Genomic DNA, 26,300 nt, shown 5'->3' on the forward strand with positions numbered 1-26,300 from the left:
CCAAACAGCATCATCCTAAAACAGAAAAACCCGCCAAAAAAATCGACGGGTTTGTCAACGGTCTGAGGGGATCGCGTCCTACGCGGTCCCCTTTTTGTTTCTACGGACGGCTTGAAAGCTTAGATAAGCGGAAGAGCAGAAGCCACTCCAGGAAGGCCGTATGCTTTATCGCGCCTTGCCCGACAGCTTTCCGAACGCTTTCAGAAGACCATTCTCGGAGATCAGCAGATAGTCTTCCATCTTCTCGCTTGCCTCTGCAAACCTGTCCTCTTCACACAAAGAGACAATCTCGTCATTCATGTCGACGAAGGGTGAATGGAGCAGACGCGGGTCCTCGATAAGGGCAAAGCCCAGACGAAGCTCGGCCGAGACCCTTTCATAAAGCTCGCTCAAGCGCTCGCTATCGGCAAGTGCGACGACAGCCGAGTGGAAGGCCATATTGGCGCTGCCGACATCGACCCACAGCTCCTGCTCCCGCTTTTGCTTGGCTTCCTCCACGGCCTGACGCATGGTTTTCACCGATTCATGCAGGCGCCATGCTTTACGCAACGCTCCGCATTCGAGCATGCGCCGTACCCGGTAAATATCCATGATCGACGCCATGGTTGGCGTCTGGACGAAGACGCCGCGATTGGTTTCGTGCCGGAGAAGGCCTTCCTTCGTCATGATGCGAAAGGCCTCGCGCAGAGAGTTGCGGGACACTTCCAGATGCTCGCTGAAGGCTGCTTCGGATATGCGCTGGCCGGGTCTGAGTTCGCCCGAAATCAGCATGAGGCGGATGCGCTTGGCGATCCAGTCGGACAGCGGCATGCTTTCACGTGTGTCTGTCACAGGCTTCCTCGCTTCTTCTTGCGGCGTCTTCAGATAACAAAAGACTGGCGGAATCAAGCAATAGTTTCAACGGCTTTAACCACGCCTCTGCCGAGACGGCAAAGTCCCCTCCGAAGGCTGTTTTCGACGCCAAGAATATAAGCATGAATGAACAAAACAAAAAAATTGTTGAACAATATTGACATCACAAACAAACCATCCATGATGACCTCATAAGCATCCGCGAGGGGCGGGTGACGATAAGAACAGGAAAACTCTCATGCAGCAGACCGAGCAGACGCCCGGCCGCACGAACGCGGCTGCGTTTAACCCGAAGAGCCAGCGCTACGCGCTCCTATCGGCGATGTTCCTGATGTCCATGGCCGCCGTCGGCCCTGGCTTCATCACCCAAACCGCCAATTTCACGGTGAAGCTGGGTGCAGCCTTTGCCTTTGCCATCATCGTCTCCATCATCATCGACTTCGTTGTGCAGGCCAATGTCTGGCGTATAGTCACCGTCACACAGATGCGTGCTCCGGCGATTGCAAACGCTGCCATTCCGGGCTCCGGATATCTTCTGGCAGTCCTCGTCATCATCGGCGGCCTGTTCTTCAACATCGGCAATATCGGCGGTGCCGGTCTTGGCTTCAACGCCATGATTGACCTCGACCCCAAGATTGGCGGTGCCATCGGTGCACTCGTCGCCATCGGCATCTTCCTGTCGCGACGCGCCGGTGTTGCTATGGACCGTGTCGTCTACGTCGCAGCCTTCGTCAAGCTGGCCCTCATCCTCTACGCGGCGATCGTATCCGGCCCTCCTGTGGCTGAAGCCTTCCACCAGACCTTCCTCGCCGATACGATCGATTTCGCCACCATCACCACCATTGTAGGCGGCACGGTCGGCGGCTACATCACCTATGCGGGCGCACACCGCCTTCTCGACAAGGGCACGGTAGGCGTTGAGAATATCGGTGCCGTCAATCGTGCGGCACTGAGCGGCATCGCGATCACGGGCGTTCTTCGCTACATCCTCTTCCTCGCCATTCTCGGCGTTGTTGCAAGCGGTGTCGTCATCGACCTCTCTGGCAAGGCGGCAAACCCTGCAGGCCAGGCCTTCCATGCGGCTGCCGGCGATATCGGCTTCCGGCTCTTCGGTGCGGTGTTCCTCGCCTCGGCACTCACCAGCATCATCGGCGCGGCCTACACCTCTGTGTCCTTCCTCACGGCGTTCAAGCCAGAAATGACCGAGCGCCAGCGTAATCTTTCGACCGTGGCTTTCATCTGCGTTTCATTGGTGTCCTATATCCTGATCACCACGCCACCGGCCGCCATGCTCGTCTTCGTCGGCGGATTGAATGGTCTGGTCCTGCCCATCGGCCTCTCCATGCTGCTGTTTGCCGCCTGGAAGCGTCCGGACCTGATGCGCGGCTACCACTATCCGCGCTGGCTGCTCATCCTCGGCGCGCTCACCTGCTGCCTGACATGGTACATGGCCTACAAGTCTGTCGGCCCGATCTTCGCTCTGCTTGGACTGTAAGAAGCACAAGCAAGCATTTATCGTGGCCACCTGAGCGTGGCCACGGAGATCAACCACATTTGGAGAAAGACGACATGGCGCATATCGACCTCAACAGCGATCTCGGCGAAAGTTACGGGGCATGGAGCATGGGCGACGACGAGGCCATGCTTTCCATCGTCTCCAGCGCCAACATTGCCTGTGGTTTTCACGCCGGAGACCCGACAGGCATCTACAAGACGGTGAAGGCAGCCGCCGCAAATGGCGTTACGATCGGCGCTCACGTTTCCTATCCGGACCGCGTCGGTTTTGGACGCCGGGATATGGATGTGACGCCGGAGGATCTGATCGCCGACGTCATCTACCAGATCGGCGCACTGAAGGGCATTGCCGCCGCAGCCGGCACCACGGTGCGCTACGTCAAGCCACATGGCGCGCTCTATAACCGCATCGCCCATGACGCCAAACAAGGGCAGGCAGTCATTGACGGTATAAAAGCCATCGATCCGTCGCTGGTGCTGATGGGACTCGCCAACGCGCCGATCCTCGAACTGGCACGCAAAGCGGGACTTTCGATCGTGGCTGAAGCTTTTGCCGACCGGGCCTATACGCCGGATGGGCAACTCGTGTCCCGCCGCGAAAAAGGCGCCGTCCTGCATGATGCTGGTCAAATTGCCGACCGCATGGTGCAACTGGCGCGTCTGGGAACGCTGGAAGCCATTGATGGCAGCGTCATCAAAATCGAGGCGCAGTCCATCTGTGTCCATGGCGATAGTCCAGGCGCGGTCGATATTGCGCGCGAGATTCGCCGCCGGTTTGAAACGGACGGTATCGCCGTTCGCTCATTCACCTCTTGAACGATAGGAGCGGCCAATGACCATCCCCGCATCGCACACCGCCAAGAACGTCGAGCTTGCACAGAAAGCACGCGCCAGCTACCGCGCCGGCCTCGTGCAGCCGACCTCCGGTATCGCGCCGGGCTTCACCCAGGCAAACATGATCGTGCTGCCGCGCGACTGGGCGTTCGATTTCCTGCTCTATGCGCAGCGCAACCCGAAGCCCTGCCCGGTGCTTGACGTCTCCGATCCCGGCTCACCCACCACGCTGCTTGCGCCGGGTGCCGATCTACGAACCGATCTGCCGCTCTACCGGATTTGGCGTGATGGCAAGCTCGCTGAGGAAACCCATGATGCGACATCGGCCTGGGCTGAGCGGGACGATATGGTGGCCTTTCTGATCGGCTGCAGCTTCACCTTTGAAACGCCGATGGTGGAAGCGGGCATCGAAATCCGTCACATGACGGATAAGAGCAATGTCCCCATGTATCTGACAAACCGTCCCTGCCGCCCGGCAGGCCGTTTGAAGGGCAACATGGTCGTGTCCATGCGTCCGATCCCGGCATCGCGGGTTGCGGATGCGGCGACGATTTCTGGCCGGTTTCCGGCGGTTCACGGCGCACCGGTTCATATCGGCATGCCGGAGGAACTCGGCATCGCTGATCTCGCAAAGCCCGACTTTGGCGATGCCGTGCGCATCGAGCCCGGCGAAGTCCCGGTCTTCTGGGCGTGCGGCGTGACTCCGCAGGCGGCGGTCATGGCGTCTGGCGTGCCATTTGCCATCACCCATGCACCGGGCCATATGTTCATCACAGACATTCCCGATTCTGCCTATCACGCGTGAGGACATGATGCGCTTTCTCCCCGTCAGTCTCACGACGATCCTTGTCGAACTTGCCGATCTGGACGAAACGCTGGCGCTTTTCGCCTCGCTCGAAAACGATCCCGTCGAAGGCATCGAGGAAACCGTACCGGCCGCGCGCACCCTGATGATCCGCTTTCGACCGGAAAAGATCAACGGGCAGGCTCTTGCGGCAGAGCTTTCCCGTCGCGACCTGACGGCGAAGATTCCGCCGTCCGACAAGCTGGTCGAAATCCCGGTCCATTATGATGGCGAAGACCTTGCCGACGTTGCGACGCTGACAGGGCTTAGCGTCGATGAGGTCATCCGTCGTCATACCGAGAGCGAATTTACCGTTGCGTTCTGTGGCTTTGCACCGGGCTTCGGCTATCTGGTGGGCGGCGATCCCGCACTCCATGTTCCCCGGCGACAGAGCCCACGCACCCGCATCCCGGCCGGCTCTGTGGCGCTGGCGGGCGCCTTTAGCGGCGTCTATCCGCAAAACAGCCCGGGCGGCTGGCAGATCATTGGCACGACACCTTCGAAGATGTGGGACATCGACCGCGAGCCCGGCGCGCTCTTCCAGCCGGGCTACCGCGTTCGCTTCGTCGACATGGACAAGGCGTCAGGAAAGATCAGCCTGCCAGTCTCGGAGGCAAAGCCGCGCAAGGAGCCGTCGCGCCAAGGGCCGCATTTCGAAGTGCTGGCGGCGCCCATGCCGGCTCTCTTTCAGGATCTCGGTCGCTTCGGACAGACCGGACAGGGCGTTTCTGCGTCCGGATCGCTTGATCGCGGCGCTTTCAACGCAGCAAACCGCATCGTGGGAAATCCGCACAACACGCCCTGCCTGGAACTGACGCTCGGCGGCTTTTCCTTCCGCGCTGCAAGCCGCACCGTTATCGGTCTCACCGGCGCGCCCTGTTCCCTCACCATCGAAACGGCAGAGGGGCGTTTCACCGCAAAGACTTACGCGCCCATCCCGCTTGAGGCGGGCGACACCGTCACGCTCGGCCAGCCGCCGAAAGGCATGCGCTGTTATCTCGCCGTGCGCGGTGGCTTCGATGTCGAGCCGGTGCTCGGCAGCTTCGCCACCGATACGCTGGCCGTCGTCGGTCCAGAACCGGTTACGGCAGGTACGATCCTTCCGCTCAAGGCCGAAACGAACGAGTTTTCGAGCGTCGCCATCGATGAATTCCCCGCCTTCGAGCCACCGGCTATGGGTGAGGTCGTCACGCTCGACGTTGTTCTTGGACCGCGCACCGACTGGTTCACCCAAAAGGGCATTGAGACGCTGACGAACCAACTCTGGCAGGTCACGCCGCAGTCCAACCGCGTGGGCATTCGCCTTGCGGGCGAGGTGCCCGTGGAACGGCGCGACAGCGCAGAACTGCCGAGTGAGGGAACTGCAACGGGCGCGATCCAGATCCCCCATAGCGGCCAGCCAGTTCTCTTCCTTGCCGACCATCCGCTGACAGGTGGTTACCCCGTCATCGGGGCAGTCGCGGAATATCATCTCGATCTCGCGGGTCAGATCCCCGTCAATGCCCAAATTCAGTTTCGCCCGATCGGGCCTTTCGCCGACATTACGGCCAAGAACACTTAAATCCGAGGAGAAGAGCGATGAAGAAAGTCCTGATTGCCAATCGCGGCGAAATCGCTGTCCGGATTATCAGCGCCTGCCGGGATTATGGGCTTCAATCGGTCGCCGTCTATGCCGACCCGGATCAGGATGCGGTCTTCGTTCGCATGGCAGACGAAGCCTATGCGCTCGAGGGCGTGCGTCCAGCAGAAACCTATCTCGATATTCCCAAGCTGATTGCCATCGCAAAGCGTTCAGGTGCGGATGCTATTCATCCCGGCTACGGCTTTCTGTCCGAACGCGCCGAGTTCGCGCAAGCCGTGCTCGATGCCGGCCTGACCTGGATCGGTCCCGATCCGCAGGTCATCGAAGCACTGGGCGACAAGGTGGAGGCACGCCGTATTGCGACCGGCGTCGGCGCGCCGCTCGTTGCGGGCAGCGACGGTCCGGTAGAAACCGCGGCCGAAGTCATCGCCTTTGCCGAAGAACACGGCCTGCCTGTTGCCATCAAGGCTGCCCATGGCGGTGGCGGACGCGGCTTGAAGGTTGCCTGGAAAATGGAAGAGATCGCCGATCTCTACGAGTCCGCCGTCAGAGAAGCGACCGCCGCTTTCGGTCGCGGCGAATGTTTCCTCGAACGCTTTCTCGACCGGCCGCGCCATATCGAGGCGCAGGTTCTGGCAGACAAGCATGGCAACGTGCTGGTGCTGGGTACCCGCGACTGCTCGCTGCAGCGCCGTAATCAGAAGCTGATCGAGGAGGCCCCTGCCCCCTTCCTCTCGGACGAGCAACGGCAAAAAATCCACGCTTCCGCCAAGGCAATCTGCGCCGCCGCGGGCTATAGCGGTGCCGGCACGGTGGAGTTTCTGCTGGGCGTCGATGGCACGATTTCGTTCCTGGAGGTCAATACCCGCCTGCAGGTCGAACACCCCGTCACCGAGGAAACGACAGGTATCGATCTGGTGATCGAACAGTTCCGCATTGCCGAAGGCAAGACGCTTCGCGTTTTGGAGACGCCGGAGCCTCGCGGCCATTCGATGGAATTCCGCATCAATGCCGAAGATCCAGGCCGCGGCTTCCTGCCAACGCCAGGAACGATCACAGTTTTCGATCCGCCGTCGGGTCCCGGCGTTCGTCTCGATAGCGGTGTCGTCAGTGGTTCGAGCGTGCCCGGCGTGTTCGACTCTCTCATGGCAAAGCTGATCGTCACGGGCGAGGATCGCCGGCAGGTACTGCAACGGGCCCGCCGCGCGCTGAAGGAATTCCGTATCGAAGGCGTGGCAACCGTCCTGCCCTTCCATCGCGCAGCCCTTGAGGCGGAAGACTTCACCGGCGAAGACGGTTTCAAGGCTCACACCCGTTGGATCGAGACCGATTTCGCCGCAATGCCGGACGCGATGGAGCGCCCTGCCCAGACAGACGACGCTTCCATCCACCGCACCTATCTGGAAATCGACGGCAAGCGCGTTTCGGTCGGCCTGCCCACGCTTCTGCTCTCCGCTTTGGGCAGCGTCGGTGGCGGAGCAACGGCTTCGGCAAGTGGCACAGCCACCAAAAACGATGGCGAGATTGCCGCGCCTGTTTCGGGCACGCTGCAATCCTTCAAGGTAGAAGACGGTCAGACCGTTTCCGAAGGCGATCTGGTTGCCGTCATGGAAGCCATGAAGATGGAAACCCAGATCCTCGCCACCAAGGGCGGTACGATCCGTCTTCTCGTCAAGGAAGGCGACTACCTTCAGGCTGGCCACGCGCTGATGACGATTGACTGATCGCCCTTTGAGAGCAGGCGAGAACTGCGCCTGCTCCGGTCATCCCGCTGGTGTCGCGCTCACGTAGAGGTGCTATCACGCATCGCAGAATGTCTGCTGACGGAACACACCTCCTACTTCGAGGTTAGCTCATGAACCAATGGAGGTTCCCATGAGCTCTGAAAAAGACATCGACAAGATCCATGCCGACGCAAAGCCGCAATTTGCGCCGGGCAAAAAGACGTCGGACAATAATGGCGTCGCAAGCGCCAAACCCACCGTCATCACCGGTTCCGAAGACGCGACTGTCAACAAACTGCCGCCGGGCAAGAAAAAGCCCGAAAAGGATTGGGACGTGAATTACGACGAGCGCGACACGAATGAAGGCGACTTTAGAGGGTAACCTTCAAGACGCGACAGCGCTGAGGACCGCTGACAACCATTGAGGCGTCGATTAGAGAGTCGTTTAAATTTTCCGCATAGATTATAGCGCTCAATAACCGCTACCCCGTGGCAAGGGCTGATCGATGCGAATAAGAGAACCGGACGACCTCTACAAGGCACTTGTTGCCCAACTGGCCTACACGGTTGCACCGATGACCGTCATGGGTTTCACCATCGTCGCCATTGGCTACTTCGCCGCGACAACCCTGCATGACACCTGGATTTTTGTCGCCATGGTGTGCGGTGGCTTGGCGTCCTTCACCAAGATCTGCGTGATGCTGCGCCACCGGCGCTGGACAAAGACCGGTCACCCCACCTCCTTGACGCCGAAAGACTGGGAGCTCGCGCATGCTCTTCTCACATTTCTCGTCGCCGCCTCGGTCGGCGCGATCTCGGCGCTGATCTTCCGGTCCTCCGATTTCTCCCTGCATGTGCTGGCAACGGCGCTGCTGTTCGGTTATGCAGCCGGCGTTGCGAGCCGCATGTCGGTTCGACCTCTCATATCAGTGACCGCACTCACTATCGCGGCCGTGCCGACCACGATCTCGGCCGCCTTCGCGGGCGACGCGGCGCACTGGTTGCTGGCGACGATGTTCGCTGTCTTCCTGCTCGCGGCGATGCAAAGCGTGTCACATGTGTATCGAACGGCGTCACAGCAGATCCTGCTGCGACTTGAGATGGAGCGCCTTGCGCGCGCCGACCCTTTGACCGGCCTTGCCAATCGCATTGCACTTCGCGAAGGCTTTAGCGGTATTTCGCGCACGACGGGCACGATGATTGCCGTTCATTGCCTTGATCTGGATGGCTTCAAGGCTATCAACGATCGCCTCGGGCATGCCGCGGGCGATGACCTGCTGATCGGCGTCGGCGCCCGGCTTCGGGACCTTCTTGAGCCCCATGACATCGCCGCACGCGTTGGCGGCGATGAGTTCGTCGTCGTTCAGACGGAAGTCCGCAACGCAGCAGATGTCGAGCGTATGGCCCATGACATCGTGCGGTCGTTGACAACGCCTTTTAACCTCTCAAATGAAACGGTTCGCGTGGGCGTCAGCCTTGAATATACGGCTGAAGCGGCCAAGGATGCGGAGTTCAGCACCATGATACGCCTGGCGGACGCTGCCTCCTACCGGGCAAAGCGCAATGGCGGTGGCGTGGAGAAAGAACTGCCCTCCTTCCAGGAAAAAGTTCCAGTGGCAGCGGCCTAAGGCGAGAGCCCCGTATCTTTGCGAGTTCCGGCCATCCAGTGCGACCAGAATGCCATCGTGCTGCCCATGCTGGAACTTTCGTGCCTGTCTCGAATTTAAGAACGATGGCACATACTGCGAAAACCACACACCGACAGGATCAACAGCCCGACATTCGCGACAGGCTGATTGTGGCGCTTTATGCGCAATTGAAAGCGGAACGGGAGACGCGTGAGGCCATGGAGTGGATCGCGCGGCATGGTGGGCTTTCGCCGGATGTGATGGAGGCCATGGCGTCCGACCCTGTTCCGGTGTTTTCGCAGGAAGATGTCGTGGCCGTTGAGCGGATAATCGACCGCGAGCGTTCCAGTAAAAGTTAGAGCGTAAAAGGAGGCTGGCGATGGCGCCAAGAGCCGTGTGGAGAGGCACTATCAAATTCGCTGATTTTCAGTGCGATGTCGGACTCTACACCGCGATCTCATCGTCGGAAAAAATCTCCTTCAACATCATCAATCGAAAGACTGGCAACCGAGTCGAGCGACAGTATCTCGACAGCGAGACCGGCGACAAGGTCGAGCGCGATCAGCAGGTCAAGGGCTATGAGCTTGAGAATGGCGACCACATCGTCATCGAAGGCGACGAGCTTTCTGAGTTGATGCCGGACGGCAACAAGGTCATTCGGGTGAAAAACTTTCTCGAATGCGATGAAATCGACAAGCTCTATTTCGACAAACCCTATTATCTATCGCCTTCGACCGACGAGGACCGCGAAGCGCTTTCACTCCTGGCGCAGACACTGCGGGAGCGTCAGGTCGCAGCTCTTGCAGAAGCAATCCTTTTTCGCCGCAACCGAATGCTGTTGATCCGTCTCGACGGGGACGCCGTAATCGCCACTACCTTGAACTATGATTACGAGGTGCGCTCGCAGACCGCCGCCTTCAAATCAATTCCCGACATCGAGTTCGATGACGAGATGCTGGAACTCGCAGCCCACATCATCAAGAAGCGAGCCGGCAAATTCGATCCGTCGCATTACAGCGACCGTTATAATGATGCTCTGACGGAACTGGTGCAGGCGAAGATCGAAGGAAAAACGATCAAGAAGCGCGAGCCCGAGAAGCGCGACAACGTCATCGACCTGAAGGAAGCCCTACGCCAGAGCGCCGGTGTCTCCGACAAGAAGGCGGCCAAGCCCAAGTCATCCGGCACCACCAAACGCAAGAAGGCAAGTTGATCCATGGGCCTTCAAACCTATAACCAGAAGCGCAAGTTCGATAAGACGCCGGAGCCGAAGGGCGAAGCGGCGGCGACGGCCGGCAACAATTTCGTGGTGCAGAAACATGATGCGAGGCGGCTGCATTACGATTTCCGCCTGGAAATGGACGGCGTGATGAAAAGCTGGGCCGTGACCAAAGGCCCGAGCCTCGATCCGAATGAAAAGCGGCTTGCGGTCCACGTCGAGGATCACCCGCTGAGCTATGCCGACTTCGAGGGTATCATTCCCAAGGGCCAATATGGTGGTGGCACAGTCATCGTCTGGGATCGTGGCACATGGTCTCCCATCGGCGACCCGAAGAAGGCCTACCGCAAGGGCCACATGGAATTCGAACTCGACGGCGAAAAGCTGAAAGGCCGCTGGCATCTGGTTCGGATGAAAGGCAAGCCTGAGGAGAAGCGCGAAAACTGGCTGCTGATCAAGGCCCATGACGAGGAAGCCAGCGAAACCATCGACCTGATCGAAGAGGCGACCAACTCGGTCAAGACGGGGCGAAGCATCGAGCAGGTGGCAGAGAATCCAGAGGACACCTGGAATTCGAGAGACGTCTCGTCCAAAGCCAAAAGTGAAAAGACGACCGGCAAGCAGGTGCATGATTTTCCCAAGGCAAGCCATAAGGCGGTAATGCCGTCTTTCATCAAACCCGCTTTGGCGACATTGAAGAACAATGCGCCGGAGGGATCGCGCTGGCTGCATGAAATCAAGTTTGACGGCTATCGCCTCCAGGCGAGGATCGAGAAGGGAGAGGTCGTTCTCCTGACCCGCAGCGGTCTGGACTGGACGGAGAAATTCGGAGAGGCAATCCGCCAATCGCTCGCTGCACTGCCGGTGGAAACTGCCATCATCGACGGCGAACTGGTCGTCGAAAAGGAAAGTGGCGTTTCCGACTTCTCCGCGCTTCAGGCCGATCTCAGCGAGGGCCGGCAGGATCGTTTCCGCTACTACGTCTTCGACCTGCTCTATCTGGATGGCCGGGACCTGCAAGGCGCTGCACTTGTGGATCGCAAAGCGTTGCTGGAAAAACTGCTACCCTCCAACGACCCTGTGCTGCGCTACAGCGCGCATTTTCAGGAGGACGGGGAAAAGGTTCTCCAGCATGCCTGCTCGCTTGGACTGGAAGGCGTCATTTCGAAGGTCGCCGAGTCTCCCTACGTCTCCGGGCGCAAGGGGCAGTGGATCAAGTCCAAGTGCAGCAGCGGCCAGGAATTCGTCATCGGTGGCTATACCCTCTCTTCCTCATCGGACCAGGCTATTGGCTCTCTGGCGCTCGGCGTCTACGAGAATGGCAAGCTTCGGCATGTCGGCCGGGTGGGAACAGGCTTTACCGGCGCGACTGCGGAGATGATCTTCGACAGGCTAAAACCCCAGACGCAGACAGAAAGTCCCTTCTCGCAGAAGCTGACAGCACTGGCCCGGCGCGATCTTCATTACGTCAAGCCAGAGCTTGTCGCGGAAGTCGAGTTTCGCGGCTGGTCCGGCGACGGCAACCTTCGCCATGCCTCCTTCAAAGGGTTGCGGGAAGACAAGGCACCCAAGGAGATCAGCCGGGAGGTGGAAGACGTGACGAAGTCCGAGACAGGTGACGCAGCAAAGACGCCGCAAACGAAGATCAAGTTCACCCATCCCGAGCGGGTCTATTGGCCGGATCAGAAAATCACCAAGGCGGATCTTGCCGATTATTATGCCAAGGTTTGGGAGCATATCGCACCCTATGTCACCAATCGCGCGCTTTCCCTGCTCCGCTGCCCGGAAGGGATCGACGGCCAAACCTTCTTCCAGAAGCATCCGTGGCGCGGAATGAACAAAGCCATTGGTGCTATCAAGGACCCAAAGGATCGATCGGGCGAACCGTTGGTGGTGATCAGCGATTTCGATGGCATGATGGCGCTCGTCCAATCCGCCGTGCTGGAAATTCACCCCTGGGGTTCGACCACCAAGTCCTGGGAGAAGCCGGACCTGATCACCATGGACCTCGATCCGGGTGAGGACGTGGAGTGGAGCGCTGTCGTCGAAGCCGCGCTGGACCTTAAATCCCGGCTGGAAGCGGCGGGACTTGCCGCTTTCGTCAAGACGTCAGGCGGCAAGGGTCTGCACGTCGTCACGCCACTGCAGCCGAAAGCCGGCTGGGCGAAGGTGAAGGGTTTTGCGAAGACACTCGCGACCGACATGGGTAAAGATGAGCCGGATAAATATCTCGCTGTGGCAACCAAGGCCAAGCGCAATGGCCGTATCTTCGTCGACTACCTGCGCAATGGGCGCGGGAGCACGGCGGTTGCCCCCTACTCCACCCGCGCCAGAGCGGGCGCTACGGTCTCCATGCCGCTCGAATGGTCGGAGTTGTCGAAGATTAAAGGCCCGGCGGAGTTCACAGTGAAGAACACACCCGCGCATATAGAGGCGAGGACGTCTGACCCATGGGCGGATTTCCGGGCTTCCGCCAAGCCGCTGCCCGGCTGAATTTGGTGAGAGCATCGCCCTCATCTTAGGGACACGTTAGGACTGCAAGCTCTTCTTCAGCGCATCCATGATGTTGATCACATTGCCGCCCTGCTTTGCCGCGGCGGGCTGCTTCCTGGCTTTGGACTTCGGCGCGTCCTTGGCCTTCGTCTTCAAGAGCTTCTGAACCTTCTTCTGCACCGTGTCCTGGACGAGCGACGGCTTCCAATTCGTCAACTGCTTGTCGATCTGCTTGTCCAGCGCCGCTTGCAGTTCCTTATCGGCCTTGGCCTTTTTATCGATCGTATCGACGGCATCGCGCACCTCGTCGCCATAATGCAGCGTCCAGAGGATGATGCCCTTGCCGGATGGCTCCAGCAGAACAGCGTGCTCGCGGCGATATAGGACCAGCCGGGCGATGCCGACGACCTTGCTGGCCCTCATCGCTTCGCGAATGACGCTGAAGGCTTCAGCACCGATCTTGTCCTCGGGTTTGAGAAAATGCGGACGATCGTACCAGATCCAGTCGATGGAGCCTGCGGGAACGAAGGTCTGGATATCGATGGTTCTGGTGCTTTCCAGAGCAACAGCATCGATCTCGTCTTCCTCCAGCAGCACGAAATCGCCGTCTTCCTTGGGAAAGCCCTTCACCTGATTTCTATCCGCAACCGGACGATGGGTGACGCTGTCCACATAGCGGCTTTCGACGCGATTGCCCGTCTCGCGATTGATGACGTGGAAGCGGATCTTGCCGCTTTGGGAAATGGCAGGCGTGAGCGAGACCTTTGCCGTGACAAGCGACAGCCTCAGATGACCTTTCCAGAATGTCTGTCTCGGCATGGAAACTCCTTGAGGTGCGAGGCTGAGTGGCAGCAACCTCTTCTAATCCTCGGAGGAGACAGGAAGTTCCCAGGCGTCAGATCCAGCCATCTCCATTTTTTCGCAGCAAGGGTGTGGAGAATGCCGCGCGCACGCGCGTCGGCCATTTAGGGTCCAGCCTTTCCAACGCGTCGCGCCAGCGTTCCGATTGCAACATCGCCGCACCAATAACGACTGGCTCGATGCCGGAGGCTTGGAGCAGGGAGAGCCCGGCGAGGATCGATGTTCCGCTGGAAATGACATCATCGATGAGCGCCACGCGCTGCCCTTCCAGAAGCGGCAACATGCGCGGATCGATATAGAGCCGCTTTTCCTGCTTCGTGGTGATGGACGACATCGGCACTGACAGCTCCTCCAGATACCAGAACTTACGCGACGTCCCGAGCGGCACATAGCGCGAATGACCGAGGCGGCGGGCCACCTCGCTTGCCAGCGTCAGGCCAAGTGTCGGCAGTCCCACCACCACATCCGGCTCGAAGGACTTCAGCTTGGCCGCAAGATTGTCCGCCAGAGCGCCAAGCACCGTGAAGGAAGCCTGATTGATGATCAGCGAGGCGAGCGCATGGTCTCCATCGCTCAGCGGCCGGATCGGCAGCCGAAGCTGGCGGCCATCATCCAGCGTAACCGGGTAGAAGCCGACCTTGGTCCCGCCCTCTGAAAAGCTGTCTGGCTCATGCAGATCTTGCCAGAACTCGTGGGGCTTCATCGCGCGTCCTTCCTTATCACTCTTTTCCGAACCATCGTCCGATTCCTGTTAAATGCCCTATTAAATCCAAAGCGCTTTTGCACTAGAAATGAGATCGACAGATGAGCCGTGTCCCTCGGCTTTGATGCACAGATCCCAAGGATTTCCTTTATGACCGCCTCGACCATAACCGCCGACGAGCTCTCCCTTTTGACGGCGCTGCGTCGCGATCTGCATGCGCATCCGGAGCTCGGCTTCGAGGAAGAACGCACCAGCCAGATCGTCGCCTCTCTTCTGGAGGAGGCGGGCATCGCTGTCCATCGCGGTCTTGGAGTCACAGGCGTCGTCGGCACGCTTCAGGTGGGAAACGGCACGCGCCGCATCGGGCTGCGCGCCGATATGGATGCGCTTGCCATGCCGGAACTGGCGGAGAGACCTTACAAGTCGACGGTTCCGGGAAAGATGCATGCCTGCGGCCATGATGGCCACACCGTCATGCTGCTCGGTGCTGCCCGCGCGCTTGCTGCCGATCGCGGTTTCTCCGGCACGGTGCATTTCATTTTCCAGCCTGCGGAAGAAGGCCGTGGCGGAGCGAAGAAGATGGTCGAAGACGGGCTCTTCGAGCTTTTCCCCTGCGATGCCGTCTACGGTCTCCACAATATGCCGGGTCTCGACACGGACGAAATGGCAGTGGTCGAAGGACCGCAGCTTGCCTCGTCCGATAGCTGGCGCGTGGTCTTCAAGGGCGTCGGGACCCATGGGGCGAAACCGCATCTTGGCCGCGATCCGATCACCGCTGCGGCAAGCTTTCTCTCCTCGTTGCAGAGCATCGTCGGACGTGTCATCGATCCGCTGCAGCCCGCCGTCGTCAGTGCCTGTTCGCTTCAGGCAGGAGACCCGAATGCCCTGAATGTCATTCCCGACCTCGTGCATATTGGCGGCACGGCGCGCGCCTATGCTGCCCATGTGCGCGATCAGCTGGAGGAAGAAATCGGTCGCCTGGCAAGCGGCACAGCATCCATGTTCGGCATCGAAGCGAGCTACGAGTTCATCCGTCGTATTCCGCCTGTCGTCAACGATGCCCATGCGACAGAGCGGGCGCTGAACGCGGCGCGCAGTGTCTTTGGGGCGAAAGTCCGGACGGCCTTTCCGCCTTCCACCGCCGGCGACGACTTCGCCTTCTTTGCCGGCGAAGCACCCGGCTGCTATGTCTGGCTAGGCAACGGCCCTGCGGTGGACGGCGCGCTGCATCACAACACCTCCTATGACTTCAACGATGACGCGATCGCCTCCGGAGTTGCTTTCTGGAAGACCCTGGTGGAGCAGGAACTGGCAGCGGAATAGCCGGTCTTGCGCGAGAGCCTCGGGAACGAACGTTGATGAAAGAAATCCTCAAGCTTCTGCAAACACAGCAAGAAGGAGAGGTGCATTTGGGAGAAGACGTGGCAGCGTCGGCGCCCGCTGACGCCGAACCGGTAGCAGCATATTGGGGGCGGAGCCTGAAGAGCTGTAAGCTCTACAGGCTCGGACCGCATCTGCCATAGCGCAAAGCGCCGTTGCCGATCACCGTTCTGGGCAGACTATTTTTTGTAACGCGGCAGTTATCGTCTTGAACTCCAGGTCAGGAACGTCTCTGGTTTGACACCATCCGTCCGCGCTTTCGCGATCAGCGGTTTAAGCGTGTCCTTGACGAACCCTTCCATTGTCGTGGGCAGCACCGGGCGATCATCGCGGAACTTGACCCGCCCATCATTAAGAGCCGCCGCGGTGTTCTTGTCATAGACCCACCGATCGAGCGTGCCGAACCTCCCCCGGAAGACCGTTTCGACCTCGTGAGTGGTCGGATCGACGAAGCGATAGTCCACCTCTCGACCGAGCGCCCGACCGATCATCGCGGCGATCTCAGACATCGTGTAATCGATGCCCAGTTGCTTTATGGACCGGTGCTGGTCAGTCGGCGTGTCGAACTCCTCGGCCGCAAAAGCCGCAAGATCCTGAACAGAAACCCAAGGAGCTTTGACGGGGGGGGCAAGCGTGAAGCCAATCCTATCATATTGGGCAATCGCGTCCGCCCACCTGGACAGGTCCTCCATGAACCAGCCACCTTGGAGGTGCACCAGCTTGATGTCCCGTAACCGGTTGAGGATCTGGTCGAGAATATGGAAGCCTTGGAAATGGCCGGTGTTTCCGCTGAGTTCGGATCCCATTCCCGTCAGGCTCACTGCAAATCTCACCGGGGAATCCCGAAGTGCGTCAAAGAACCTGAGCGCTACAGCGGGATAGTGCCCATGAAAATCCTCCGCCGTCCAAAGGGTTTTGACCATGAGAAACGCAGCGTCAGCATCTTCGAAGAACTTGGAAAGTTCACCATCACCCGTGTCGAAGCTGCCGATGAACGGTTCTGCGCCTTTTGCGACAAGCGCATCGAGGGCGGGCCCTCCTCTCGACAGGGCTTTGACGGAATGGCCTTTGGCCAAGAGGTTTTCGGTCAGTTTGGCACCGATCCTACCGGTCGCGCCAACCGCGGCAATACGCATGGCTTATCTCCTGAAGTTGTTTGACCAGGACACTAGAGGATTGCGTAGCGCGACAGAATTGGAGATAATGCCATATGATATCGAAATCAGGCCAATCTCTGAATAAACGACCTCCTTGTAGTACCGCTTGCGATCTCAGCCTCGCGCATGGACCGGCGATGGCAATGAGGATGGACTTCGCCGACTATGAGGCCGAGGCAGACCCGCATCAGCATCCGCAGGGTCAACTGATCCTGGCGCTCCATGGCGCGGTGACCTGCACCGCGGAAAGCGGGGTCTGGATCGTTCCGCCCGACTGCGGACTCTGGGTCCCCGGCGGCGTTCCTCACAGCAATCAGGTCACACCCAATGCTCGTCTGACCTATCTATTCGTCGAGCCCGGCGCGGCCACGCTTCCAGACGAGTGCTGCACGCTGTCGGTATCGCCGATGCTTCGGGAAATGATCCATCGGTTAGCGGACCTACCAGAACAGGATGGAGGCGACGCGCATGTCGAACGCTTGATGCGAGTGATGCTCGACGAACTCGCGCTGATGCCGCGTCAGAGGCTGGAGCTCCCTGTTTCTAATCATCCAAAGATCGCCCTGATCGCTAGGGCGCTCCTGGCAAATCCGAGCGACCGCCGAACCCTCGGCCAATGGGCTGAGCATGTGGCCGTCAGTGAACGAACGTTAAAACGGCTTATGATCGAAAAGACCGGATTGAGCTTCGGTCGTTGGCGACGCCAGCTGCATCTGGTGATCGCGCTACGGGAACTGGCGGGTGGCGCAACCGTCCAGAAGGTGGCGGGCGACTTGGGATACGAGTCCACGACTGCCTTCATCGTCATGTTCACGAAGGCGCTTGGCACCACGCCATCGCGGTACCTTGCAGGCGCGCAGCAGCCTTGAGAATGTGGACCGAGATCGCTCGCACATGATCGGCACGGTAAGCCGGGAGGCATCCCGCCGCCTAACTGACATTAAGTTGACAGTGGCTCTCGCACTGTTCCCGTCAGCACGTCGGCGATGCCCATGTCGGTCTGGTGCGGGCCGGTGTTGCAGGCGAGCGTCGCGCCGAAGCAAGCCTTGAAGACGAGGTAGGGCGGCTGCCATTCGACGACCTTGCCGACGGCTTCGCGCACGACTTCAAAGCCCGCAGCCACTTCCGTCAGAGGTGCATCTGATACGAGGCCGGAAAGCGGGAGAGGCAATAGGGCTGTCACCTTTCCGCCTGAGGCAACGGCCATTCCGCCGCCTGCCTTGATCACGGCATTGGCGGCGAGCGCCATATCCGCTTCATTGTTTCCGAAGACCGTCAGGTTGTGGCTGTCATGCGAGACGGTCGTGGCGAAGGCGCCATTCCACGATCCCCAACCGGTCAAAAAGCCAGTCCGCGTGACAGGCTCCGCCTTACCGTGCCGGTGTGTGACAGAAATCATCGTCGTACCATCAGGAGGCACGACAAAGCCGTCAACCACGTCAGCCTCGATCTCGCCCCACCGGGTGAAGCGCGGTCTGTCGATGGTGGCGAGCCGTACGCGTTTGCCATTGCTCTTCACCCGAAAATCCTCAGGCGAGCGAAGCGGCAGCTTCATGGAGCCTTTCAAAGGCGCCGCGTCGATCTCCGGCATATCCACGATCATTCGGCCTTGCTCGGCAACGGGGGTTCCACTGACCAGAACATGGCGGGCGGAGAACTGCGCTAAATCGTCGAAAACCACGATATCGGCCCTTCGACCGGCAGCAATCAGGCCGAGATCATTGCGCTGAAGGCGTGCTGCTGCGTTTAGGGTCGCGGCCTGCAATGCCCATTGCGGACGAAGGCCGTAGCGCACCAGCCGGCGCACCACATCGTCCAGCCCGCCGCCCTTCAACAGATCGTCGGGGAAGACGTCGTCGGTGCAAAGCGTCAGCGTCGGCGGCAGATGGCCGAGCCTGTTCAGGGCCTCTACGAATTCAGGCAGCAGATGATCGTGGGAGCCGCGCAGTTCGATGGTCAACCCGGCGCGCAGCTTCGCCATCAGGTCGTCCGCTGAGGTGAGTTCGTGGTCGGAGGTGACACCGGCTGCCATAAACGCGTTGAGATCGGCACCTTCCAGCCCACGCGCATGGCCGCAGATCAGTTTGTCTGCATGCAGCCCTTCCTGGAGAATGGCGCTCATGCGCGGGTCGCGCTCGATGACACCGCGCATATTCATGACTTCGGCAACGCCGCCGACTTCCGGCCAGAAGAGAATTTCGGCAAGCACCGCCGCATCGAAATCCGCTCCGGCCCGTTCAAGCCCTGGCGCCGACGGCACACAGGACGGCGCGAGCAGGATGGTTCGCAGCGGCAGGTTTCGGCTTGCCCGCGATGCCCAGGACATGCCGTCCAGTCCATGGACATTGGCAAATTCATGCGGGTCCCAGACGACAGTGGTCACACCCTTGGCGACGACCGCGGCAGCATAGGAAGCAGGCGTTACCATGGAGCTTTCGATATGCATATGCGTATCGATCAATCCCGGCGCGACATAGCCGCCTGTGGCGTTCAGGACTTGGGCGGCGTCCTGTCTTGAGCCGGCGGGGTGTACGCTTGCAATCAGCGGACCCACGAGGCCGATGTCGGCGGGACGCAATTCGCCCGTCACCACATCCACCAAAGTCCCGCCGGAAATCAGAACATCGAAAGGCGCGTCGCCCCTCGCGGCAGCAACCGCGCGGGTGCGGAGTGCGGCGTCATTCATGCCGTCGCGATCGGCAATGATCGGCTTTTGACTCATCGGCTTGCCTCTGCTTCAAGTGCGCCAAGGATGATCCTGCGCGCATATTCGGCGTCGACGCTCTCGGCATAGTGGGCATTGAAGCGCTCAGCATGGACAAGCCGCGCTTCCACGACCGTTCGTCCACGCGTGAGGCTGCCCTGCAGTTCGATATCGATGCGCGCCAGTCTCCACATGACCCTGTCAGGATCAACGACGGCCACCGCGGCGCAAGGATCGTAAAGCGCCATGGCTTCACGCCCCCGGCTGACGGCGATATTGATGAAGCCTTCCAGCATATCGGCTACCAGCGCTGCGTTCTTTCCGCCCGCCTGCCGGATAGGCGCCACATCCGCAAGGGAGGCGGTGACCTTGCGGCAGAAGTCGAGATCGACCATGCGCAGTGGAAGTCCATGGGCAATGACGATGGCCGCGGCTTCCGGATCGGCAAAGGCGTTGAATTCGGCAGAGGCCGTGTGATTGCCAAGCGTCACGCCGCCGCCCATCCAGGTCAGTTCGGTGATGCGGCCGGCAAGATCCGGTCTAGCGAGACAGACTGCAGCAATGTTCGTCAGAGGGCCAAGGGCCAGAATCCTCATTTCCCCTGCCCCCTCCGCCAACCACTGGCAGAGGGCGTCGAAGGCATTCGATGGCAGCAGATCGTCCGATGTGGGAAGCGTTGCACCCACCGTCGGGATACCGGTTTCACCTAGAATGCGTTGCGCTGTTTCGATCTCTCCAAGCACGGGGTTTGCCCGCCCGGCGTGGATCGGGAAGCGCCACGAGAAGGCCAAGGCCGCACCCGCGGCATTCTTTTGCACCTGATCGAGCGGCGCATTGCCGAAGACCAGAGAGACCCCGTCGATGACCTGACCGGACGCTGCCACCACCAGGATGGCGGCGATATCGTCGAAACCCATATCGGTATCGATCCATATCCCCATCTCAGTTGAACACCTTGAGAGATGCCGCCTTTTCGACGGGCAGATCGAAGGGCAGCGTGGCGCCGATCTCATAGGACGGCAGGCTCGCATCCACCTCGGCTTTGATGGCCCCGAGCGCGCTGTCGAGCAGATATTCCCGCGTGTTGCCTGCAAAAGATGTGCCGCGCACGGTGCCCTCGAAAGGACCTGAACCGAGGGTTACCATGCGCGGCCTCCATGCCAGTCCCGCCGTACTCGGAACCTGGCCAGAAAGCGTAACTCGTCCTGCATCCGTCTTCAGCTCTGCGCCTTCCAGACGGAAGATGTTTTCAAAGCCGACAAAGTCAGCGACGAAGGAAGAGACAGGTGCATTATAGATCTCTTCCGGCGTGCCGATCTGCTCAATTGCGCCGTTCTTCATCACAACTATGCGATCAGCCAGCGCCAAGGCCTCGACCTGATCATGGGTGACAAAGATCATCGTCACACCGGTCGCCTTCTGTACCCGCTGCAACTCGGTGCGCATTTCTAAGCGGAGCCGGGCATCGAGGTTGGAGAGGGGCTCATCGAGCAGAAGAACCTTGGGGTCCATGACCATGGAGCGCGCAAGCGCCACGCGCTGCTGCTGGCCACCGGATAGTTCCGCCGGCTTGCGCGAGGCAAAGGTGGAGAGACCGACGGATTTCAGCCCCGACGCCACTTTTGCATCGAGCTCTGCACCCGTCAGGCCCTTCAGCCGCAGACCGAAGGCAACGTTTTCATAAACTGTCAGATGCGGAAAGAGCGCATAGGACTGGAAGACGAGACCAACGGCACGCTTGTTGGCGGAGACGCGGGTGATATCGGCGCCATCCAGATCGATCCGGCCGCCTGCAATCGGCATTAACCCGGCAATGGCACGCATCGTAGTAGTCTTGCCGCAGCCGGACGGTCCGAGCAGCGCCAGAAGCTCGCCCTTGCGGATATCGAGATTGAGCTTGTCGACGGCCATGGTGGGGCCATAGGCGAGCGAAAGATTTTGAAGAGAGAGATACTGTGCGTCAGACATAGCGGGAGAACCCCAGGAAACGTTCGGCCATGAAAACAATGCCGATGGAAAGGAAGGCGAGGAGCGAGGAGAGCGCCGCAACGGACGGATCGAAGACGATTTCCATATAGCCCAGCATATCGATCGGCAGCGTACGAACGCCAGGACCAGACAGGAAGAGCGATACCGGCACCTGGTTGAAGCTGGTGACGAAGCCGAGAATGAAGGCCGACAGGATGCCGCCGCGGATGTTCGGCAGAACGACACGGAAGAAGGCACCAAGCCGGGATGAACCGAGCAGAACCGCGGCCTCTTCGATATCCGAGCGCAGATTGGTGAGGCTGGCAGAGACCACCCGCACCGCATACGGCAGGATCAGGGCGGTGTGCGCGAGGAAAAGAGCGAGCGTGATGCCGATACCGAAGGGCACGACGAAGTATCGCAGCAACGCGAGACCGACGATGATGCCAGGCACGATGATCGGTGCTGAAACAATGGTCCGGATCGTTTCGGAAAACGGCAGCTTGTAGCGCGACATGGAGTAAGCCGCGGGTATGCCGAGGAGGAGGGCCGCAAACGTGCCGCCGATGGCAAGAAACATCGACATGGCAAAGCTGTCGCGGAAGCTTTCCACGGTGAAGACCTTGGCGATCCATTTCAGCGAAAAGCCCTGCGGTGGGAAGGCCAGCGTGTCGCCGGCCGAAAAGGAGGCGGCAACGATGATCAGGAACGGCCCGATCAGAAAGCCGATGACAAGTATCAGCGTCAGGGGAATGAAGAGATGGCGGGTCATTTCCTGTTCCTTGCCGTTGCAATGCGCTTGAGCAGGATATTGGCCGCAAAGCTCATGACGATCAGAATGAAGGCAATGACGCTTGCGGCGACGAAATTGTTGGAGACGGTGACCTGCTGATAGAGCAGCGTTTCCAGCATCAGCACCTTGGAACCGCCGAGAATGGCGGGCGTGATATAGGCGGTGAGCGAGCCGGTGAAGACCAGCGTGCCACCGACGACAAGGCCTTCCTTCGTCAGGGGAATGATGACCTTCCAGAAAACCTGGAACCAGTTTGCACCGAGAACGCGCGAGGCGGCCACCACATCGCGCGGCATGTTTTCCAGAGCGCTGATCAGCGAAATGATCATCAGGGGCAGAAAGAGCTGCAACAAGCCGATGAACACAGCCGTCTCGCTGAAGAGAATGCGGATCGGGCTATCGGTCAGCCCAAGAAACTTCAGCGCTTCATTGACAATGCCCGTTCGCCCCAGAATGACGATCCAGGCATAGGTGCGCGCCACCGGGGAGATCATCAGCGGCAGGATGACCAGATTGATCATATGCCCCTTCGAACCGGGCGGCAGGCTGACGATGGCAAAGGCGGCAGCATAACCGATGACGGCGGACACAACCGTGACCAGCGCGCCGAGTTTCAGCGTACGCAGGAATACCGCCTGGTTCAGCGGGTCGGAGAAGAAGGTGGTGTAAGCCTGCAGCGTCCACCCATCGGCGGTGCGAAAGCCCTCAGAGAGGAGAATGAAGACCGGCACGAGAAAGACCGCCGCCGCAAAGATTGCGGCGGGCAAGGCCAGCGCCAGAGCCTCGGTCCGATTTTGAAACATAGCGGTCTATCCTTCGACAGGCTGGTCGATCACAGATGAGCCGTCATCCTCGACCTTTGGGTCCGAGGATGACGCGCAACGCAAGATTACTGACCGACCTTGGCGTTCCACTCCGACAGCCACTTGTCGCGGTTGTCGAGCGAAACGGCGGACGGGATGAGCTGCAGGCTCTTCACGGTCTCCTCGCCATAGGTGATGTTGTTCGCCACCTCTTCGGAAACCTTGACCTCCTTGTTGGTGGGGCTATCCACCAGCTTGTCGGCCAGTGCCTTCTGAACGTCGGTCGAGAGCCAGAAATCCATGAATTGCAGCGCAAGATCCTCGTTCTTCGTCCCCTTCGGCACGACAAGCACGTTCATGCCGCCGGTCTGACCTTCCTTGGGCGTTGCCCATGCGAGTGGAAGATCGAGCTTGGTGAAAGGCGCCCAGGAGAAGCGACCGATGGGTGCGGCCCAGATTTCTTCCTGCTGCATCAACTGCACGAGCTGCGAAGACTTCACGTAGAAGGTGACGATATCGTCCTTCTTGGCCCCAACAGCTGCGATCGGCGCCGCGAGATCAGGCGTGTCCTTGCCCATCGCCTTGCCCAGCATATAGAGCGCGGGGGGACCCTGATTGGTGGTGACGTTCGGGAAGGCGATGTGATCGACGATACCGTCCTTCAGGAGATCACCCCAGCTGTCGATCTTCATCTTGTCGGTTCGATAGACGATCGACGTCGCATAGAGATTGACGCCAACGCTCATACCATCGCCATTCGGATCCTTGGCAATGTCGTAGAGCTTCTCGATATTCGGCACCTTTGCGGTATCGATCTTCTGGATCAGGTCCTTGCGGGCGGCCGAAAGCGCATCCGCCATGGAGACGATGGCGAGATCGATGACCGGGTTGGTCTTGTTGGCCTCCATCTTCGCCAGGCGCTCAACGCTGTTGCCGGTTTCCACGACCAGCTTGCAGCCACATTTCTTCTCGAAGGGGATGTAGACGAGTTCCTTGAATTCATCCTGCGCGAAGGCATAGACGGAAATCGTCAAGGTCTTGTCCTGTGCCTGCGCGGCCCCGAGCGACAGCATCAGCGCCGCAGAGGATGCGAAAAGGATCTTTTTCATGATGTATGTTCTCCAGCTGTGGGTTTTTTATCTTCAGTCTGCTTCTTGTTATTGGCGGCAGAGGAGCGACGAATGACGAGCTCCATCGCCACTTTGGAAATATCCGCGACCACGCCGCCCGCGGCGGACCGGCTTGCAGGGTCATCGCCATCGATGGCGCGAACAAGAGCGGTAACGGCGACTTCCGCAATGCGTGCCATATCCATGCGAATAGTGGTGAGTGACGGCGTGACCACGGATGCCCAGATGAGATCGTCAAAGCCGGTGACACTTGCCTCATCCGGCACGGCAATACCCTCATCCTGAAGTTCGGTAAGAACACGCAAGGCATGCAGATCCGATGCGGCGGCAAAGGCGGTAAACCCCTGGCGCACCTTGTCCGCCACGCCGAGCCGGCAGCCTTCACCATGGCGCTCTTCGAGCGACGCGATCCAGAGCGTTTCAGTTCGGGCAGAAGCGGTCAGTCCGGCGCGAATGCCGCCGATGCGATCGTTCTGCACATTGGAATCCGAATTTCTGGCGATCATCACGACATTGCTGTGTCCGAGCCCGGCAAGATGCCGACCGATCTGCACGCCGCCATCCCAATGGTCGGCGGCCACCGTGTTGCCGGGCGTGGAAGGAGAGTCGATCACCGCGACCGGGCAATCCACATCGAAAATCCGGGTACCACGACGGGGGACGACGACCATGCCTTCGACCCCACGTTCGATCAGCCGGTTGATTGCATCCGTCTGCTTGGCAATCTCCCCGTGGGAGTCGGCGATCAGAACGCCGTAGCCGGCATCGGCCGCAGCCTTCTCGATGGCTTGAGCGATTTGGGGAAAGAGCGGATTGCCGATATCGGGAAGCACGAGGCCAAGAACGCCACTGCGCCCCGTGCGAAGCGCGCGGGCGGCAGGACTGGGTACATAGCCCATCTCCGTTGCCATCTTGCGAATCCGCTCACCAAGCTCCGCCGAAACGCGCCCCTTGCCGGAAAGGGCGTTGGACACCGTCGCACTCGAGACACCGAGTGCCGCGGCAATTCCGTGCAGATTTGCGGCGGGCTTTTGCAAAGCCATGATCTTGCGCCCTTGCTTAATCGTTTAAGCAAGCTAGTGGAAACCGTCTCCAATGTCGAGTCCGGCTTGCGATTTTTCATGACGTCGTGCGTGTCGACGATCCGCGACGATCCAAGCCAGCTATGACCGTTGTTCAGCAGTCGCGGCATGCAGGCGCTGTTTGAGCAACGACAACGCCAGGATCATTCTACAAAATTGATCAACAATAAAATCTTTTGGCTGTGGCGTGAGCAAAGGCATTGCTACGTTTGAGCTGCTTGGGGAACACGCGCTGAAAGGTGGAAACGATGACAGCGACAGTGACTTACATTCACGAGGAGCGGGAGAAACTCGCCCTGGAAGCTGCGGAATTGAAAACGGCCATGCGCCAGGTCGCAGGCAGTGTCAGCATCATCACGGCTGGTCATGGCGTCCATCGCACGGGAGCGACCGTTACGTCAGCCACTGCGCTCTCGATGGAGCCGCCAACGATGATCGTCAACATCAACCGGTCGTCTTCGACATGGCCGGTCATCGCGCGCTTCAACCACTTCTGCGTCAACATCCTGTCCGGTGAACAGGAAGATGTCGCATCCCGCTTTGCAGGCATTGGCGGACTGAAGGGCGCAGAGCGCTATGAAGGCGCCGACTGGTTCGATCTGGAAAGCGGCGCTTCTGGCTTACACGGTGCGCTCGCGGTGATCGACTGTGCCGTCGAGGATGTCGTGGAGCGTCACACCCACGCCATCGTGATTGGCCGGGTTCTCTCCGTTACCCGTGGAGAAGGACGCCCGCTTCTCTATCACGCCGGGAAATATCTTCAGATCTGACAAGAGTGACCCTTGCGCAGCGCGATTGCATCACGCTGTCTTGTTCACCGGCTCTTCACCGGTGTTGGCCGCAAACTGCTCAAGCGTCATCGTGTCGAGAACGGCTGCCATGGCATCCCGGACATCCGTCATCGACCGCCGGACCTGACAGGCCGCCGGATCGGAACAGTCCTCGCAGGCTTCGAAGGCCGTGCGGCTGGCGCAGCGAATAGGGGCGAGCGGCCCATCTAGCGCGCGAACGACCTGGCCGATATAGAT

The 26,300-nt window shown here is 59.7% G+C and carries 25 protein-coding genes; 13 read left to right on the forward strand and 12 right to left on the reverse strand.

What is annotated here, in order from left to right; translation table 11 throughout:
• Positions 1 to 165: 165 nt before the first annotated feature.
• Entirely contained in the window at positions 166 to 831 is a 666-nt protein-coding gene (locus tag EYC79_RS00745) for a GntR family transcriptional regulator (RefSeq protein WP_130976881.1), read from the reverse strand.
• A gap of 259 nt (positions 832 to 1,090) precedes the next feature.
• On the opposite strand from EYC79_RS00745, the gene EYC79_RS00750 reads away from it, so the two are divergent.
• From EYC79_RS00750 to ligD, 10 genes are all read left to right on the forward strand, one after another.
• Entirely contained in the window at positions 1,091 to 2,347 is a 1,257-nt protein-coding gene (locus EYC79_RS00750) for an NRAMP family divalent metal transporter (RefSeq protein WP_130976882.1), read from the forward strand.
• 74 nt (positions 2,348 to 2,421) lie between these two features.
• Positions 2,422 to 3,183 carry a LamB/YcsF family protein gene (locus EYC79_RS00755; RefSeq protein WP_130976883.1) on the forward strand — a complete coding sequence of 254 codons (762 nt, stop codon included), beginning with the start codon at positions 2,422 to 2,424 and terminating at the stop codon, positions 3,181 to 3,183.
• A 16-nt stretch (positions 3,184 to 3,199) separates the two neighbouring features.
• Positions 3,200 to 4,006, forward strand: coding sequence for a putative hydro-lyase (locus EYC79_RS00760; RefSeq protein WP_130976884.1), 807 nt, complete (start codon positions 3,200 to 3,202; stop codon positions 4,004 to 4,006).
• 7 nt (positions 4,007 to 4,013) lie between these two features.
• Positions 4,014 to 5,606, forward strand: a complete 1,593-nt coding sequence (locus EYC79_RS00765; protein WP_130976901.1) for a 5-oxoprolinase subunit B/C family protein — start codon at positions 4,014 to 4,016, stop codon at positions 5,604 to 5,606.
• Between the two features lie 17 nt (positions 5,607 to 5,623).
• Positions 5,624 to 7,351, forward strand: coding sequence for an acetyl/propionyl/methylcrotonyl-CoA carboxylase subunit alpha (locus EYC79_RS00770; RefSeq protein WP_130976885.1), 1,728 nt, complete (start codon positions 5,624 to 5,626; stop codon positions 7,349 to 7,351).
• Positions 7,352 to 7,502: 151 nt separating this feature from the next.
• The gene (locus EYC79_RS00775) at positions 7,503 to 7,733 is read left to right on the forward strand and encodes a hypothetical protein (RefSeq protein WP_062424514.1); all 231 of its coding nucleotides are present in this window, start codon (positions 7,503 to 7,505) and stop codon (positions 7,731 to 7,733) included.
• 124 nt (positions 7,734 to 7,857) lie between these two features.
• Positions 7,858 to 8,979, forward strand: a complete 1,122-nt coding sequence (locus tag EYC79_RS00780) for a GGDEF domain-containing protein (RefSeq protein ID WP_130976886.1) — start codon at positions 7,858 to 7,860, stop codon at positions 8,977 to 8,979.
• A gap of 104 nt (positions 8,980 to 9,083) precedes the next feature.
• A complete protein-coding gene (locus EYC79_RS00785) occupies positions 9,084 to 9,338 on the forward strand; it encodes a hypothetical protein (protein WP_130976887.1) in 255 nt (84 codons plus the stop codon).
• A 20-nt stretch (positions 9,339 to 9,358) separates the two neighbouring features.
• Positions 9,359 to 10,192: a non-homologous end joining protein Ku gene (gene ku, locus EYC79_RS00790; protein WP_130976888.1), complete on the forward strand. Its 834-nt coding sequence runs from the start codon at positions 9,359 to 9,361 to the stop codon at positions 10,190 to 10,192.
• 3 nt (positions 10,193 to 10,195) lie between these two features.
• The gene (ligD, locus tag EYC79_RS00795) at positions 10,196 to 12,691 is read left to right on the forward strand and encodes a DNA ligase D (protein WP_130976889.1); all 2,496 of its coding nucleotides are present in this window, start codon (positions 10,196 to 10,198) and stop codon (positions 12,689 to 12,691) included.
• A 36-nt stretch (positions 12,692 to 12,727) separates the two neighbouring features.
• On the opposite strand, the gene ku (EYC79_RS00800) is transcribed toward ligD, so the two are convergent.
• Together ku (EYC79_RS00800) and EYC79_RS00805 are read right to left on the reverse strand one after the other, a co-directional pair.
• Positions 12,728 to 13,510: a non-homologous end joining protein Ku gene (gene ku, locus EYC79_RS00800; protein ID WP_130976890.1), complete on the reverse strand. Its 783-nt coding sequence runs from the start codon at positions 13,508 to 13,510 to the stop codon at positions 12,728 to 12,730.
• Positions 13,511 to 13,586: 76 nt separating this feature from the next.
• Complete coding sequence (locus EYC79_RS00805) at positions 13,587 to 14,255, reverse strand: phosphoribosyltransferase (RefSeq protein WP_130976891.1); 669 nt, start codon at positions 14,253 to 14,255, stop codon at positions 13,587 to 13,589.
• Positions 14,256 to 14,405: 150 nt separating this feature from the next.
• Here EYC79_RS00805 and EYC79_RS00810 point away from each other — a divergent pair, with 150 nt between their 5' ends.
• Entirely contained in the window at positions 14,406 to 15,578 is a 1,173-nt protein-coding gene (locus tag EYC79_RS00810; RefSeq protein WP_130976892.1) for a M20 aminoacylase family protein, read from the forward strand.
• Positions 15,579 to 15,835: 257 nt separating this feature from the next.
• On the opposite strand, the gene EYC79_RS00815 is transcribed toward EYC79_RS00810, so the two are convergent.
• Positions 15,836 to 16,771 (reverse strand): NmrA family NAD(P)-binding protein, encoded by a 936-nt coding sequence (locus EYC79_RS00815; protein WP_130976893.1) that lies wholly within the window; start codon positions 16,769 to 16,771, stop codon positions 15,836 to 15,838.
• A 74-nt stretch (positions 16,772 to 16,845) separates the two neighbouring features.
• Here EYC79_RS00815 and EYC79_RS00820 point away from each other — a divergent pair, with 74 nt between their 5' ends.
• A complete protein-coding gene (locus tag EYC79_RS00820; protein WP_130976894.1) occupies positions 16,846 to 17,661 on the forward strand; it encodes an AraC family transcriptional regulator in 816 nt (271 codons plus the stop codon).
• A 71-nt stretch (positions 17,662 to 17,732) separates the two neighbouring features.
• On the opposite strand, the gene EYC79_RS00825 is transcribed toward EYC79_RS00820, so the two are convergent.
• The 7 genes from EYC79_RS00825 to EYC79_RS00855 form a co-directional block, all read right to left on the reverse strand.
• Entirely contained in the window at positions 17,733 to 19,514 is a 1,782-nt protein-coding gene (locus EYC79_RS00825) for an adenine deaminase (RefSeq protein WP_130976895.1), read from the reverse strand.
• Entirely contained in the window at positions 19,511 to 20,437 is a 927-nt protein-coding gene (locus EYC79_RS00830) for a nucleoside hydrolase (RefSeq protein ID WP_130976896.1), read from the reverse strand. Before EYC79_RS00830 ends, EYC79_RS00825 begins: the two co-directional genes overlap by 4 nt.
• A gap of 1 nt (position 20,438) precedes the next feature.
• Positions 20,439 to 21,464: an ABC transporter ATP-binding protein gene (locus tag EYC79_RS00835; RefSeq protein WP_113326063.1), complete on the reverse strand. Its 1,026-nt coding sequence runs from the start codon at positions 21,462 to 21,464 to the stop codon at positions 20,439 to 20,441.
• Positions 21,457 to 22,236, reverse strand: a complete 780-nt coding sequence (locus EYC79_RS00840; RefSeq protein WP_130976897.1) for an ABC transporter permease — start codon at positions 22,234 to 22,236, stop codon at positions 21,457 to 21,459. The genes EYC79_RS00835 and EYC79_RS00840 overlap by 8 nt, the downstream gene beginning before the upstream one ends.
• Complete coding sequence (locus EYC79_RS00845) at positions 22,233 to 23,060, reverse strand: ABC transporter permease (protein ID WP_062423563.1); 828 nt, start codon at positions 23,058 to 23,060, stop codon at positions 22,233 to 22,235. Before EYC79_RS00845 ends, EYC79_RS00840 begins: the two co-directional genes overlap by 4 nt.
• An 86-nt stretch (positions 23,061 to 23,146) precedes the next feature.
• The gene (locus EYC79_RS00850; protein ID WP_130976898.1) at positions 23,147 to 24,169 is read right to left on the reverse strand and encodes an ABC transporter substrate-binding protein; all 1,023 of its coding nucleotides are present in this window, start codon (positions 24,167 to 24,169) and stop codon (positions 23,147 to 23,149) included.
• On the reverse strand, positions 24,166 to 25,233 hold the full coding sequence (locus tag EYC79_RS00855) for a LacI family DNA-binding transcriptional regulator (protein ID WP_130976899.1): 1,068 nt from the start codon (positions 25,231 to 25,233) through the stop codon (positions 24,166 to 24,168). The genes EYC79_RS00850 and EYC79_RS00855 overlap by 4 nt, the downstream gene beginning before the upstream one ends.
• A 287-nt stretch (positions 25,234 to 25,520) precedes the next feature.
• Between EYC79_RS00855 and EYC79_RS00860 the strand changes: the two genes are divergently transcribed.
• Positions 25,521 to 26,042, forward strand: a complete 522-nt coding sequence (locus EYC79_RS00860; protein ID WP_130976900.1) for a flavin reductase family protein — start codon at positions 25,521 to 25,523, stop codon at positions 26,040 to 26,042.
• A 30-nt stretch (positions 26,043 to 26,072) separates the two neighbouring features.
• Here the strand turns inward: EYC79_RS00860 and EYC79_RS00865 are convergent.
• Positions 26,073 to 26,300 (reverse strand): Rrf2 family transcriptional regulator (locus EYC79_RS00865; RefSeq protein ID WP_245495157.1); only part of this gene is annotated, 228 nt, incomplete at its 5' end.

This window comes from Agrobacterium cavarae (assembly GCF_004310285.1).
Lineage (GTDB): Bacteria > Pseudomonadota > Alphaproteobacteria > Rhizobiales > Rhizobiaceae > Agrobacterium > Agrobacterium cavarae.